11 protein-coding genes are annotated in these 13,052 nt (G+C 50.4%); 8 read left to right on the forward strand and 3 right to left on the reverse strand.

The genetic code is table 11. The annotated features are described in order from the left end of the window. Positions 1–156: 156 nt before the first annotated feature. The 3 genes from H6629_11520 to queC form a co-directional block, all read right to left on the reverse strand. Positions 157–429, reverse strand: a complete 273-nt coding sequence (locus H6629_11520; protein MCB9068420.1) for a Smr/MutS family protein — start codon at positions 427–429, stop codon at positions 157–159. Positions 430–584: 155 nt separating this feature from the next. Then, the gene (gene queE, locus H6629_11525; protein MCB9068421.1) at positions 585–1,220 is read right to left on the reverse strand and encodes a 7-carboxy-7-deazaguanine synthase; all 636 of its coding nucleotides are present in this window, start codon (positions 1,218–1,220) and stop codon (positions 585–587) included. A 49-nt stretch (positions 1,221–1,269) separates the two neighbouring features. Beyond that, entirely contained in the window at positions 1,270–1,968 is a 699-nt protein-coding gene (gene queC / locus H6629_11530; protein MCB9068422.1) for a 7-cyano-7-deazaguanine synthase QueC, read from the reverse strand. 214 nt (positions 1,969–2,182) lie between these two features. Between queC and H6629_11535 the strand changes: the two genes are divergently transcribed. From H6629_11535 to H6629_11570, 8 genes are all read left to right on the forward strand, one after another. After that, the gene (locus tag H6629_11535; GenBank protein MCB9068423.1) at positions 2,183–3,442 is read left to right on the forward strand and encodes a TolC family protein; all 1,260 of its coding nucleotides are present in this window, start codon (positions 2,183–2,185) and stop codon (positions 3,440–3,442) included. 116 nt (positions 3,443–3,558) lie between these two features. Beyond that, entirely contained in the window at positions 3,559–4,752 is a 1,194-nt protein-coding gene (locus H6629_11540; protein ID MCB9068424.1) for an efflux RND transporter periplasmic adaptor subunit, read from the forward strand. Positions 4,753–4,758: 6 nt separating this feature from the next. Beyond that, positions 4,759–7,881 carry an efflux RND transporter permease subunit gene (locus tag H6629_11545; protein MCB9068425.1) on the forward strand — a complete coding sequence of 1,041 codons (3,123 nt, stop codon included), beginning with the start codon at positions 4,759–4,761 and terminating at the stop codon, positions 7,879–7,881. A gap of 80 nt (positions 7,882–7,961) precedes the next feature. Further along, positions 7,962–8,639, forward strand: a complete 678-nt coding sequence (locus H6629_11550; GenBank protein ID MCB9068426.1) for a response regulator transcription factor — start codon at positions 7,962–7,964, stop codon at positions 8,637–8,639. Beyond that, complete coding sequence (locus H6629_11555; protein ID MCB9068427.1) at positions 8,632–10,044, forward strand: hypothetical protein; 1,413 nt, start codon at positions 8,632–8,634, stop codon at positions 10,042–10,044. Before H6629_11550 ends, H6629_11555 begins: the two co-directional genes overlap by 8 nt. Then, positions 9,950–10,831 (forward strand): 16S rRNA (cytidine(1402)-2'-O)-methyltransferase, encoded by an 882-nt coding sequence (gene rsmI / locus H6629_11560; GenBank protein MCB9068428.1) that lies wholly within the window; start codon positions 9,950–9,952, stop codon positions 10,829–10,831. Before H6629_11555 ends, rsmI begins: the two co-directional genes overlap by 95 nt. 12 nt (positions 10,832–10,843) lie before the next feature. Further along, positions 10,844–11,473, forward strand: a complete 630-nt coding sequence (locus tag H6629_11565; protein ID MCB9068429.1) for a CDP-alcohol phosphatidyltransferase family protein — start codon at positions 10,844–10,846, stop codon at positions 11,471–11,473. A gap of 141 nt (positions 11,474–11,614) precedes the next feature. After that, positions 11,615–12,943 carry an inositol-3-phosphate synthase gene (locus tag H6629_11570; protein MCB9068430.1) on the forward strand — a complete coding sequence of 443 codons (1,329 nt, stop codon included), beginning with the start codon at positions 11,615–11,617 and terminating at the stop codon, positions 12,941–12,943. Positions 12,944–13,052: the final 109 nt, after the last annotated feature.

Here is a 13,052-nt window from a genome sequence, read left to right on the forward strand (position 1 = left end):
ACTCTGGAGTTTGTCGAATCTTACACAGGTATTTTTGGACAATGGCTCTACTCACCAAACATGCTGGTGTTGGTTTGTTTTATATCCTGTTTTTGGTTGTGTATTTTATGCGGGATTATTAAAAAGACCTTAAAGAAAATCTGAATTTCGATATCCTCAATCATTTTCCCGCAAACTTACCACCGTTGCGCCCCACGATCCGGCGCTGCCTTCCTGCCAAAAATTCAGTACATCCGGGTGTTTTTTGAGGATACTGTGAACAATTTCGCGCAGTACGCCTTTGCCTTTTCCGTGGACAATGCGAATCTGGAAAATGCCGCGTTCCCGGCATTCGGCGATGTAATCCGGCACCAAATCTTTCACATCGCGGGGGTGAAATTGGTGCAAATCCAGCACGCCGTCTATCGGATATTCAACTGCGTCGTCCATGGTTGCCTAAGGGAAAGTTAAAAGTTAAAAGGATAAAGGTGAAGGATAAAGGATAAAGGATAAAGGGTAAAAGATTAATAAACAAAAGGTTCGTTATGCTGTTGCATTATGCTGTTTTTATCAAATTCCCAATTTCAAGTTTCGAATTTCCAATTTCACGGAATATTGAGCAATTTATGAGTTTGCAGGCTCAGCCGCCATTGCGGATGTTTCAGGCAATAATCCATTGCCAGCCGGATGTTGCGTTCGGTGTGTTCGCCGTCCATCGGTTGCAAAAAAAAGTGCTCAAAATCCAGTCCGCAAAAACGTTCCGGCTCAGCTCCGGGCTGCGGAAAAACCAGCTTCAGCTCGTTGCCGCTGCGCAGTTGAAATTCTGCGCCGGCTTTGGGGCTCACACAAATCCAGTCGATACCGTCGGGCGGGAGCAACGTGCCGTTGGTTTCGATGGCGATTTCAAAATTGCGATCGTGAAAGGCGGCAACCAGATCGTCATCGATTTGCAATAGCGGTTCGCCGCCGGTGCAGACCACAAACGGATGGGCGCGCTGGTTTTTCGGCCACTGCGCCAAAACTGCTGCCGCCAGATCCGCCGCTGTGGCAAATTTCCCGCCATTGATGCCGTCCGTTCCCACAAAATCCGTATCACAAAATTTGCAGGTAGCCGCGTGGCGATCTGCCTCGCGACCCGTCCACAAATTGCAGCCGGCAAATCGGCAAAACACCGCCGGACGCCCGGTGTGCGCGCCTTCGCCCTGCAATGTGTAATATATTTCTTTTACTGAATATGCCATGATTCGTAAACGGGTGATGGGAAATTTATCCGTCACCCTTTATCCTTTTTTATTTCAAATAGGGAACCGGATCGACGCTGCCGGCTTCCGCGAATCCTTTTTTGCGGAGGATGCACGCATCGCATTCACCGCAGGCGGTGCCGTCCGGCGCGGGATCGTAACAGGTGCTGGTGAGCGAATAATCCACGTTCAGCGACAAGCCTTTGCGGATGATTTCCGCTTTGGAGAGATCGATCAGCGGCGTGTGGATACGCAACAATTTGTGATCCTGCGTGCCGGCTTTGGTGGCCAAATTCGCCATTTTCTCATACGCCGCAATGTATTCCGGCCGGCAGTCCGGATAGCCGCTGTAATCCACCGCGTTCACGCCAATAAAAATATCGTTGGCGTTGAGCACCTCCGCCCACGCCAGCGCAAACGAGAGAAAAATCGTGTTGCGCGCCGGCACGTAAGTGACCGGAATTTCCGCGTTCATCTCATTTTCTTCGCGATTTTTGGGAACCTCAATAAAATCTGTCAGCGCAGAGCCACCGAAAATGCGTAAATCGATATCGGCGATGACGTGCCGGGCAACGCCCATCGCTGCGGCGATTCTTTTGGCGGCATCCAACTCAATCTGGTGTTTCTGTCCATAGCGAAAGGTGAGCGCAAACGGCACAAAACCGGCGCTTTTGGCGATTGCCAATGTCGTGCTGGAATCCAGCCCGCCGCTGAGCAACACCACCGCATTTTTATTATCTGAAGTCAAAGCTTTCTCCGTTGTTCGGCAACTCTCTCAACACTTTTGTGAATACTGTTCCAATTTTAAACAAATATAAAGTTGCGGGCAAATTGCCCGGAAGTCAAGCGGGAATGCGATTTTAAAATGCCACAGTGTTGCAAATCGATTAGAAAATTCTAACTGGCTTGTTATTGGCCTCGGGCGTAAGTTTCGATATCGATAAAAAAATCACAAGTGAGCCATGAAACACTTTTCTTTGATGATATTTTTGCTGCTCGGCGGCATTTTTGGCGTATCCGCACAAGACAACGTTCCGGCAGTTTTCCGGTTCGGCGATGTGCTGGATATCGCGCTGGAAAACCATCCGCAACTCAAACAATTTGAGGCGCGGGTGCAGGCAAAACGCGGCGAATGGTGGCAGGGCATTGGGTTGGCATCGCCGGAAATTTCATATTTGAGCGAAGGCATGCCGACTGACGGTGACGGTTTCGCCGAACGGCGTTGGACGATTTCCCAACAGGTTGATTTTCCCCTGCAAAGTTTTTTTCGCATGCAGCGATTGCGGGCTGAACGCCAGTCGCGCAGCGCAGAACTTGCAGCCTACCACCGCGATCTCGTTGCGCAATTGAAAAATGCTTATGCGGATGTTGCCTATGCGTTAAAATTGCGTGATTTGCGAAAACAGCAATTCGATATTTTCAACGATTTGCAGGGTATCGCGCAAACGCGGGTAGATGTTGGTGAGGCTGCTGCGCTGGAATTGCTGAAAATCAACATCCAGTTGGCAGAAGCGGAAAATGACCTCACCGATGCGGAAAATAGCTACGAGCAGGCGCGATACGAGCTGTTCCGGCTGATGGGCATCGATCCCGATGAGCAGTCGTACGATGTTGCGTTTACCGACACGCTGCGGTTTTTCGCGGTGACGGTGGATCAGGAAAGCGCGCTGCGGCAACTGCCGGATCAGCCGCAACTGGTCAGCCGGGACGCTGCGTTCCGTGCGGCAAAATTCCAATCGCGCGAGGCGTGGAGCAGTTTTTTGCCGGATATTTCGCTATCCTTTTACAAACAGGATTACGGCAGCGGCTACGATTTCAACGGATACGAAGTCGGGCTGAGTATTCCGTTGTGGTTCCCGTTCAACCAGCGCGGCGAAATCCAGCGGGCGCACGCGGTTCAAAATGAGGCGAAATGGGAGCGCCAGCGCGTGTTGTTGCAACTGAAAGCGGATATCGAAAATGCCTGGCACAGCTATCAGGCGAGTCTGGAAGTGATCGAACGGTTTGACAACGTGATTCGCCGGCAGGCGGAACAGTTGCTGCAACTCACCCGCGAAGCCTATCAGCTCGGTGAAATTGATGTGCTGAATTTGCTGGACAGCCAACGCACGTATCTGGACAGCCAGCAGCGTTACCAAAAAGCGTTGCGCGATTATTATCGCCAGTTGATCGCGCTGGAACGGGTGTTGGGAGAGGAGCTTGTGTTCAAGGAAAAAGGGTAAAGGAAAAAGGAGAAATTGGGGAAATGTTGTCATTCCTGCGCAGGCAGAAATCTCCGGATTGTATCCCGGAATTATCCATTTCGAATTAAAAAGCAAATACATCGAGGAATAAAACAATGAAGCACATTTTATATTTGATGGTGATTGCGGCGCTGCTGCTGTCAGCATCGTGCTCCCGCCCGACGGTGGAGGAGAATACGGCAGAACCGGTTGCGCTGCCGCCGTCGTTGAGTGATGCGGAAGTTAGCGGCGCAGTCAAAACCATTCGCCTGACGCCGGAGCAGGCGACCGCGCTGAATATCCGCACGGCCACCGTCGAAAAAGGGCAGTTCGAATACAATCTCACCGTTCCGGGTGTTGTGTTTCCATCGCCGGAACATATTTCGGTGCTCAGTGCGCCGATCGACGGATTGGTGATTGCCATTCACGCCCACGAAGGCGAGGCGGTGCGACGCGGTCAAACGCTGCTGGAACTGGAAAGTCTGGAAATTGCCAATCTGGTTGCCGATCACCTGATTGCGCGTGCAGACGATACGTTTTACCAAAAGCAACTCGATCGCATGAAATTGCTGGTGGAAAAAAATATTCGCCCGCAACGCGATCTGGAACGCGCAGAAGCCGATGCGATTCGCGCAAAAGCCGCCGTTCAGGCTAGTTACGCACGATTGCTGGCGCTCGGCGCATCCGAAAAATTGATTTCGCAATGGGAAACCGGCGAACGCGCCCACGCCCATCTGCCCATCACCGCGCAAATTGACGGAATCATCACCGAACACCTCATCGATATGGGACAGGCGGTGAATGCCTACCAAAAAATGGGAACGCTGGTGAACACTTCGCAAGTGCTCATCAAAGGATACGTCGATCCGGAGGAAGGCGCATTGCTGCAACCGGGCGACAAAGTGCGCATCGCGTTGCGGGAAATGCCCGATCAATTTATCGAAACGCGTATCGAAACGGTTGTGCCCACGCTCGACGAACTCAACAAATCGCTCACCGTAAATGTGCTCACCAAAACGACCGACAACTGGCCGCGACCCGGACAAACCGTGCGGCTGAATATCATTGCGAAATATCCGCAGGATGTGCTGCGTGTGCCCGTTTCTGCAGTGGAATTTGAGGGCGACGACGCTGCCGTTTTCGTGAAAACCGGCGAACATACGTTTGAAAAACGGAACATCCGCGCCACCCGGCTGATGGGCGAAAACGTGATCGTCGCCAGCGGCTTGCAACCCGGCGAAACGGTGGCAATCAGTCAGGTATTCAGCCTGAAAGCGTTGGCGAAATACGAAGAGTTTGCGGAGGAATAAATTGTGATTTTACAACGGGTTATCGATTTCAGTTTGCGCCAAAAATACGTTGCGCTGGCGCTGGTTGCGCTCATGGGTTTCGGTGGATTTCAGGCGTTGCAGCAAATTCCCATCAACTCGCTGCCGGACGTAACGCCGGTGCAGGTTTTGGTGATTACCAAAGCAGGTCGCTACTCGCCGTTTGATGTGGAAAAGCTGGTCAGTTATCCCATCGAAACCGCGATGAACGGACTGCCGGATGTGAAAGAAGTGCGCTCGATTTCCCAGTTCGGGCTCTCCGCTGTAACCGTCGAATTTCAGGAAGATACGGATATTTATTTCGCCCGGCAGATGATCAGCCAGCGGTTGCAGAGTATCGTGGATGAACTGCCAGCGGGCGTTTCCGCGCCGCAACTCGGTCCCATTTCCACCGCGCTCGGCGAAATTTACCAGTACGCCGTTCACGGTGACGGACACACGCTTACGGAACTGCGCACGATACAGGATTGGCTGATCGCGCCGCAGCTCAAAACCGTAAAAGGCGTTACGGAAATCAATTCGTTTGGCGGATTTGTGAAGCAATACGATGTGATCGTAATGCCAGGAAAATTACGCACTTACGGCATCAGTTTGAAAGAAGTGATGGACGCCATCGCCGATAACAACAGCGTTTCCGGCGGCAATTTTCTCGAACACAATCGCGAGCAATACATCATTCGCGGATTCGGGCAAATCCGCAACGCGTCCGATCTCGAACAAATTATTGTGAAAGAACTGGAGCAGCGACCGGTGTATCTGCGGGATATCGCAGACATCCAGCTTGGCAAACAATTGCGTCAGGGCGCGGTCACCAAAGACGGTCACGGCGAAGTGGTCACCGGCATTGTGATGATGCTGCGCGGCGGCAACGGTCGCGAAGTGATCAACGATATCGAAACGCGCATTGCGCAGGTCAACAAAGGTTTGCCGGAAGGCGTGCATATCGAAAAATTTTACGACCAGTCCGATCTGGTTGACCGCACCACCAACACGCTGGCAACCAACCTCGTTGAAGGCGGATTTCTGGTCATTGTTGTGCTGCTCGCGCTGCTCGGCGAAATTCGCGGTGCGCTGATTGTTGCGGCGGTGATTCCGTTTTCGATGCTCTTTGCCTTTATCGGCATGCGCGAATTCGGGCTGGCTGCCAATTTGATGAGCCTCGGCGCTATCGACTTCGGGATGGTGGTGGACGGCTCTGTGGTAATGGTCGAAAACATGGTGCATCGCCTGCAGCACGATAAAGGCTCGCGGCTGGCGATCATGCGGCGCGCTGCCCACGAAGTTGCCCGCCCCATTTTTTTCGGCGTGCTGATTATTTTGATGGTGTATGTGCCCATCATGACCTTCGAAGGCATGGAAGGGATTCTCTTTCGCCCGATGGCGATTACCGTTGCCACTGCCGTTTTCGGCTCGCTGATTTTGGCGTTCGTTTTCATTCCGGCGATTTCGGCAATCGTGTTCCGCAACGGCGTTAAAGTGAAAAGAAACATCATTTTGGATTGGCTGAAACCGCGATATGTGAAGTTGCTGAAATGGCACATTGCTCACCGCAAACCGGTGTTGGCCGGCGCGGTTGGCGTGTTCGCGCTGTCGATTGTGCTGATGTTTTTCACCGGCACGGAATTTTTGCCGGAGCTCGACGAAGGCTCGATTTTGGTTGAACAAATCCGTTTGCCCAGCGTAACCCTGCGCGAATCGGTCGAAAATGCCAACTGGTTCGGCGGCGAGCTGGTTCGTAATATTCCCGAAATTAAATCGGTGGTGCCCAAAACCGGGCGTTCGGATCTCGCCAACGACTGGATGGGTGTGCACCAAACCGATGTTTGGGTGCTGCTCAAACCGATGGACGAGTGGCGTCCGGGTATGACCAAAGAGAAAATTGCGGAAGAAATCCAGCCGTATCTGGAAACGGAACCGGGGTTGGCTTACAATTTTACCCAGCCGATCGCCATGCGGGTGGATGAGCTGACCAGCGGCGTGAAATCCGATGTCGCCGTAAAAATTTATGGCGAAGAAATGGACATTCTCAATCGCGTTGGCGAGGCGATTGCCAAAGTGGTCGAAAAGCTGCCGGGAACGGACAATTATTTTCTCGAACAAACCACCGGTCAGCCGTATCTGAACATCGACATTGATCGCGAAGCGGTTGCCGCGTTCGGGCTGAATGTGAATGACGTGCAGCGCGTTATCGAAACGGGCATCGGCGGGCAAACCGTCAGCGAAGTGTTCGAAGGTCAGCGGCGATTCGATATCGTCGTGCGTTTTCCGGAGGATTTGCGCGATAATTTTGAGAAGATCATGCAGATTCCCGTTTATTTGCCCAGCGGCGGATTTATTCCGCTGAAGCGGGTTGCCAAAATTGTGGCGCAGGAAGGCCCGCGCGAAATCGCCCGCGAAAACGGCTGGCGGCGTGTGATCGTCGGCGCGAACCTTCGCGATATGGATATCGGCACGTATGTCGCCAATTTGCAAACCGCCATCGATACGCAGGTGGATGTGCCGCCCGGTTATTTTCTGGAATTCAGCGGCGCGTTCGAAAACCAGCAGCGCGCGATGCGCCATTTGATGATCGTTGTGCCGCTATCGCTGTTCATCATTTTGGGGTTGATGTATATGATGTTCGGCGAAATGCGCTATGTTTTCCTCATTTTCCTCAATTTGCCGTTTGCGCTCTCCGGCGGGATTTTCCTGCTGTGGGTGCGCGGATTTTATCTATCGGTTTCTGCGAGTATCGGATTTGTGGCGCTATTCGGTGTAGCGGTGCTCAACGGTATTGTGCTGGTTTCGCACCTCAACGAAATGCGTCGCCAGGGTAAAAATGTGCACGATACGGTCATCGAAGGCTCAGCCGATCGTCTCCGTCCCGTGCTGATGACCGCGCTGGTCGCCAGCCTCGGGTTTATCCCGATGGCCTTCAATGTCGGACCGGGATCGGAAGTGCAGCGACCGTTGGCAACCGTGGTTATCGGCGGGCTGATCACCGCAACATTTCTCACGCTGTTCGTTTTGCCAACCATTTACAACTGGCTGGAAAAGGACGACCGAATTCCCCGGATGCCCACCGAAGAAACGTTTGAAGAAGAAGGCGAACTGGTTAACGGTGCAATGTAATTTTTAGGGATAGTCAAAAAACAGATGCTTTTTATAATACAAAACGGTATGTTTTAACTGAATATCGATCAGGTTAGCGAATGAAAGTATTGATTGTTGAAGATGAAAAAAAAGTTGCCCAATTTATCGAACGGGGACTTTCTGAAGAAAATTTTGAGGTTGCAGTGGTCAACGATGGCGATGCCGGTTTAGCAATGGCAATGTCCAATTCGTTTGATCTTGTTATTCTCGATTTGATGTTGCCGGGAAAATCCGGGCTGGATGTTTGCCGGGAACTTCGCCAATACGACACCAAAATACCGGTGCTGATGCTCACCGCCCGCGATACCGTGGAAGATAAAGTTCGCGGATTGGAATGCGGCGCGGATGACTATCTCACCAAGCCCTTTTCTTTTGACGAACTGATTGCGCGGCTGCGCGCACTGGCTCGCCGGGTGGAACGGAAAGATGCGCCGATGCTGGTTATCGACGATTTAACCGTTGATGTGCTCACCCGGAAAGCGTTTCGCAGCGGAGAAGAAATTTACCTTTCCGCCAAAGAATTCGATCTGTTGGTGTATTTCCTCAAAAACCGCAATAAGGTTATTTCCCGCCAAATGCTCGCCGAAAACGTATGGGATATCCATTTCGATACCGGCACCAATTACATCGATGTTTATGTCAATTATCTGCGGAACAAACTTAAGGCCGGCTCCGGTCGCCAGCTGATTTTTACCATTCGCGGCAGCGGTTATATTATGAAAGATGTTCATGCTTAAGAGTATCAAAGGCAAAATAATTTTGTGGAATGCGACGGTGCTCATCTCTGTTTTGGTCGCTGCGGAATTGCTCAGCTATTTTTACCTGCGGGATTATCTCTATTCAAAATTTGATGCCACATTGCGCGCCGAATGTGTGGAAATGAAAGCGGGCATCGTTTACCGTAACGGAAAACTCGGTCATTTTGATGAAGATGAGTGGGAAGAACGGGAACATGTGGAATTTGGCGAACACGCCCTTTATGTTCAAATCACCGGCGAAACCGGTGAAACAGTCCGGCGAACCCAAAATATGATAAACCTCGGATTGGTGTTTGGCGTTTTCGGCAACAACAATCCGGCAAGCCCGGAATACCGGAACCAGAGAGTTTCGGATCACACATTCCGGATGGCGGAAGTGCCGCTGGTGCACAGCGGTAAAAATGTCGGGTGGATAACCGCAGCTATTTTGCTGGATGATGTGGAAGATTTTCTGGCATCGATGATCAACGCATTTCTGATTTTTACACCAATTTGCATTGGTATTGCGTTGTTTGGCATTTGGCGAATTTCTTTGCGCTCGCTGAAACCGATTGCCCGGATCGCCAATATTGCCGGGCAAATAATAGAATCCGGTGATCTGAACGTGCGCATCGATGACCATCGCCCGGATGAGGAATTAGCAAAGTTGGTCAGCACGCTCAACCATTTGTTTGCGAAACTGGAAGATTCGTTCGAGCAAATCAAACAATTTTCCGCGAATGCATCGCACGAGTTGCGCACGCCGTTAACCATTTTGCGCGGGCACATCGAGGTGTGCCTCAGCCGGGAACGCACCGCCATTGAATACCGCGAAACGCTTAGCGAACTGCTCGACGAAGTGTTGCGGATGAGCGGTATCGTCAACAATTTGTTGCTACTGGCGCGGATCGATGCGGATTCTGCACCAATGGAAATGACCGTTGTGAAACTCGACGAACTGGTTCGCGAAAACCTCGAACAAATGGCGCTGATCGGGAAAAAGCACAAAATTGCCATCGAATGCGATATCTGCCAACCCATCGAAGTTGTCGGCAACACCCGCAGGTTGTCGGAAGTGCTGCTCAATTTATTGGACAACGCCATCAAATATAATCGCGATGGCGGAACGGTAACCGTTTCGTTAACCGCCGGTGGCGAGCAGGCAGTGCTGAAAATTTCGGACAACGGAATCGGCATTCCCCGGGAAGATCAGGATAAAATTTTTGAACGGTTTTACCGGGTCGATAAAGCCCGCTCGCGCGAATACGGCGGCAGCGGACTCGGTTTGGCTATCGTAAAATGGATTGTGGATGAACATAACGGCAGCATTTCCGTCAGTAGCGATCCCGGAAAAGGCAGTTGTTTTACGATCACATTTCCCTCCGTTGTATACGAGCCCAACTGACCTGAATTGCAGAATAGCGAATTTCATTTTGGCGCTTGACTTTTTATCAAATGCACCGCAGATTATCGGGCGTTTTGCAAATGAAGGAAAAGTTTTGAGCAACGGCACATTATATTTAGTCAGCACACCCATCGGAAACCTCGAAGATATTACCCTGCGAGCGCTGCGGATTCTCAAAGAATCCGATTTGATTCTCGCAGAAGACACCCGCACCACCGGACGTTTACTCGCACATTTTGAAATAAAAAACCGGATGATGAGCTACCACGCCCACAACGAAACCGGCAGAATTCCCCAGGTTATCGGATACATGAAAGACGGCCAGCAGATCGCTTTGGTTACCGATGCAGGCACGCCGGGTATCTCCGATCCCGGTCACCGGTTGGTAAAAGCTGCGATCCAATCGCAAATCCCGATCGTCCCGATTCCCGGCGCAACGGCGCTAATTCCTGCAATAACGGCATCTGGTTTGCCGTCACAACGCTTTGTTTTTGAAGGATTTCTGCCCAGAAAAAAAGGGCGCCAAACCAAACTGCAACAACTGGCGGAAGAACCCGGCACTATCATTATATATGAGTCAGCCCTGCGGCTGGAAAAAACAATTCGAGATATTGTAAAGATCATGGGAAATCGTTATATTGTTGTTTCGCGTGAACTGACCAAGAAATTTGAAGAGTTTATTCGCGGATCAGCGGAAGATGTGCTCGGCAAAATGGAAAGTCATACATTAAAAGGTGAGATCGTGCTGTTGATTGCCGGGACAGATTTTAAACCAATTGAAGAATGAAAGAAACGTTGAATGCCTAAACGTGAATTTCGCCTGATAACGCCCGGGATCAAAGATGGGTTTATTAAAGTTATCGAGAAGCCTGTAGATTTTTTTATTAAACGGAACGTCAGCCCCAATTTTTTCACCATCCTCGGCCTCGTATTATCGGGTGTCGGGGCATTTTTTTATGCGGAAGGGTATTTGGTTTGGGGAGGTGTTTTTATCCTGATCGGCGGTATCAGCGATACGTTTGATGGAAAAATCGCCCGAACCCGAAACATTGCCACCAAGTTCGGTGCTGTTTTGGATTCCAGCCTGGATCGCTATGCGGAATTTTTGATGTTCCTCGGTATCATGATTTATCTGATGCGTATTGATACGCCGCTGCATTACTGGACATCGATCATCGCTTTTTTTGCGCTGATGGGATCGATTATGGTCAGCTATGTCCGCGCCCGCGCAGAAGGATTGGGCATGGAAGGCAAGGTAGGGATGATGCAACGGGCAGAACGCATTGTGCTGATCGGTATTGCGTCGCTGGTGCATGAATACGCACTGATCGGTGTGGTGTGGATTGTTGCTTTGTTTGCAAATATTACAGCTATCCAACGCATCCATTCTGTTTGGAAAGAGGAAAAAGAAGAACTGCGAAAAAAGTAAACGATGGTGTGTGGTTTATCTAACCTGTTGATTTTTATTTATTTAAATTAAGAGTGATGACAGATGTTCTTTAAAAAGAGCATCCGTTTAACTTGCGCGCAAAAATTGATGCGGCAATAATTTTAGAAGGAGTTTTACATTATGTCTAAAAAACAAGCACTTGAAATCCAGCCTGCCAAAGGGAAAATGGGTATCGTAACACCGGGAATGGGTGCCGTGGCTACCACATTTATTGCCGGTGTAATAGCCGTTCGCAAAGGATTGGGCAAGCCGATTGGCTCGTTAACCCAAATGGGCACCATCCGGTTGGGCAAGCGCACGGAACACCGCGCGCCGATGATCAAAGAGTTTGTGCCATTGACAGATTTAAACGATATCGTATTTGGCGGATGGGATATTTTCCCGGATGACGCATACGAATCCGCGGTAAACGCCGGTGTTTTGGAAAAGGATTTGCTGGACAAAATTCGTCCGGAACTTCAGGCAATTAAGCCGTGGAAAGGCGTTTTTGATCAAAATTATGTAAAAAAACTGAACGGCACTTACGTAAAATCCGGCGGCACAAAATGGGATTACGCCCAAATGCTGATGGATGATATGAAAAAATTTAAAGAAGATAACAATCTGGATCGATTGGTGATGGTCTGGTGCGGCAGTACCGAAATTTACATGAAGCCGCACGAAATCCACAACGATTTGGAAAGCTTCGAAAAAGCGCTGAAAGAAAACCATCCGGCGATTCCGCCGAGCATGATTTACGCATACGCCGCAGTTAAAATGGGCGTGCCTTATGCGAACGGCGCACCGAACCTGTCTGTCGATGTTCCGGCATTGCACCAGTTGGCAAAAGAAACCCAAACACCCATTCACGGAAAAGATTTCAAAACCGGCCAAACACTGATGAAAACCATCCTCGCACCGGGATTGAAAACCCGTCTGCTCGGGCTTTCCGGCTGGTTCTCCACCAATATTTTGGGCAACCGTGATGGCGAAGTGCTGGATGATCCGGAATCTTTCAAAACCAAAGAAGAAAGCAAGCTTTCGGTGCTGGAACAAATTCTGCAGCCGGAATTGTATCCCGATTTATACAAAGATTTTTACCACAAAGTGCGGATCAACTACTATCCCCCGCGCGGTGATAACAAAGAAGGTTGGGATAACATCGATATTTTTGGCTGGCTGAATTACCCGATGCAAATCAAAATCGACTTCCTGTGCCGGGACAGTATTTTGGCCGCCCCGATTGTGCTGGATCTTGCGCTATTTATGGATTTGGCCAAACGCGCCGGATTTCAGGGCATCCAGGAATGGCTCTCATTTTATTTCAAAAGCCCGCTCGTTAAGCCGGGATTATATCCCGAGCACGACATTTTTATTCAGCACATGAAGCTGAAAAACACCCTTCGTTTTATGATGGGCGAAGAACAAATAACGCACCTGGGCGCGGATTATTATCAAAATTACAAATAAACGTTTTTACCAACGGGTATTCTGGTTTGCCCCGGGCGAAATCGTTCCGGGGCTATCAGTTTCAGAGGGTATTGCGCCGCGTTTTTTTTTCGGTGCTAAACGGAAGCTG

Source organism: Calditrichia bacterium, from assembly GCA_020634975.1.
In the GTDB taxonomy this organism is placed as follows: Bacteria; Calditrichota; Calditrichia; order RBG-13-44-9; family J075; genus JACKAQ01.

Bases quoted from the DNA above. Each gene is read 5' to 3' on its own strand.
- H6629_11520 (MCB9068420.1), bottom strand. From the start codon at position 429: ATGGACGACGCAGTTGAATATCCGATAGACGGCGTGCTGGATTTGCAC.
- queE (MCB9068421.1), bottom strand. From the start codon at position 1,220: ATGGCATATTCAGTAAAAGAAATATATTACACATTGCAGGGCGAAGGC.
- H6629_11535 (MCB9068423.1), top strand. From the start codon at position 2,183: ATGAAACACTTTTCTTTGATGATATTTTTGCTGCTCGGCGGCATTTTT.
- H6629_11540 (MCB9068424.1), top strand. From the start codon at position 3,559: ATGAAGCACATTTTATATTTGATGGTGATTGCGGCGCTGCTGCTGTCA.
- H6629_11550 (MCB9068426.1), top strand. From the start codon at position 7,962: ATGAAAGTATTGATTGTTGAAGATGAAAAAAAAGTTGCCCAATTTATC.
- H6629_11555 (MCB9068427.1), top strand. From the start codon at position 8,632: ATGCTTAAGAGTATCAAAGGCAAAATAATTTTGTGGAATGCGACGGTG.
- rsmI (MCB9068428.1), top strand. From the start codon at position 9,950: ATGAACATAACGGCAGCATTTCCGTCAGTAGCGATCCCGGAAAAGGCA.
- H6629_11565 (MCB9068429.1), top strand. From the start codon at position 10,844: ATGCCTAAACGTGAATTTCGCCTGATAACGCCCGGGATCAAAGATGGG.
- H6629_11570 (MCB9068430.1), top strand. From the start codon at position 11,615: ATGTCTAAAAAACAAGCACTTGAAATCCAGCCTGCCAAAGGGAAAATG.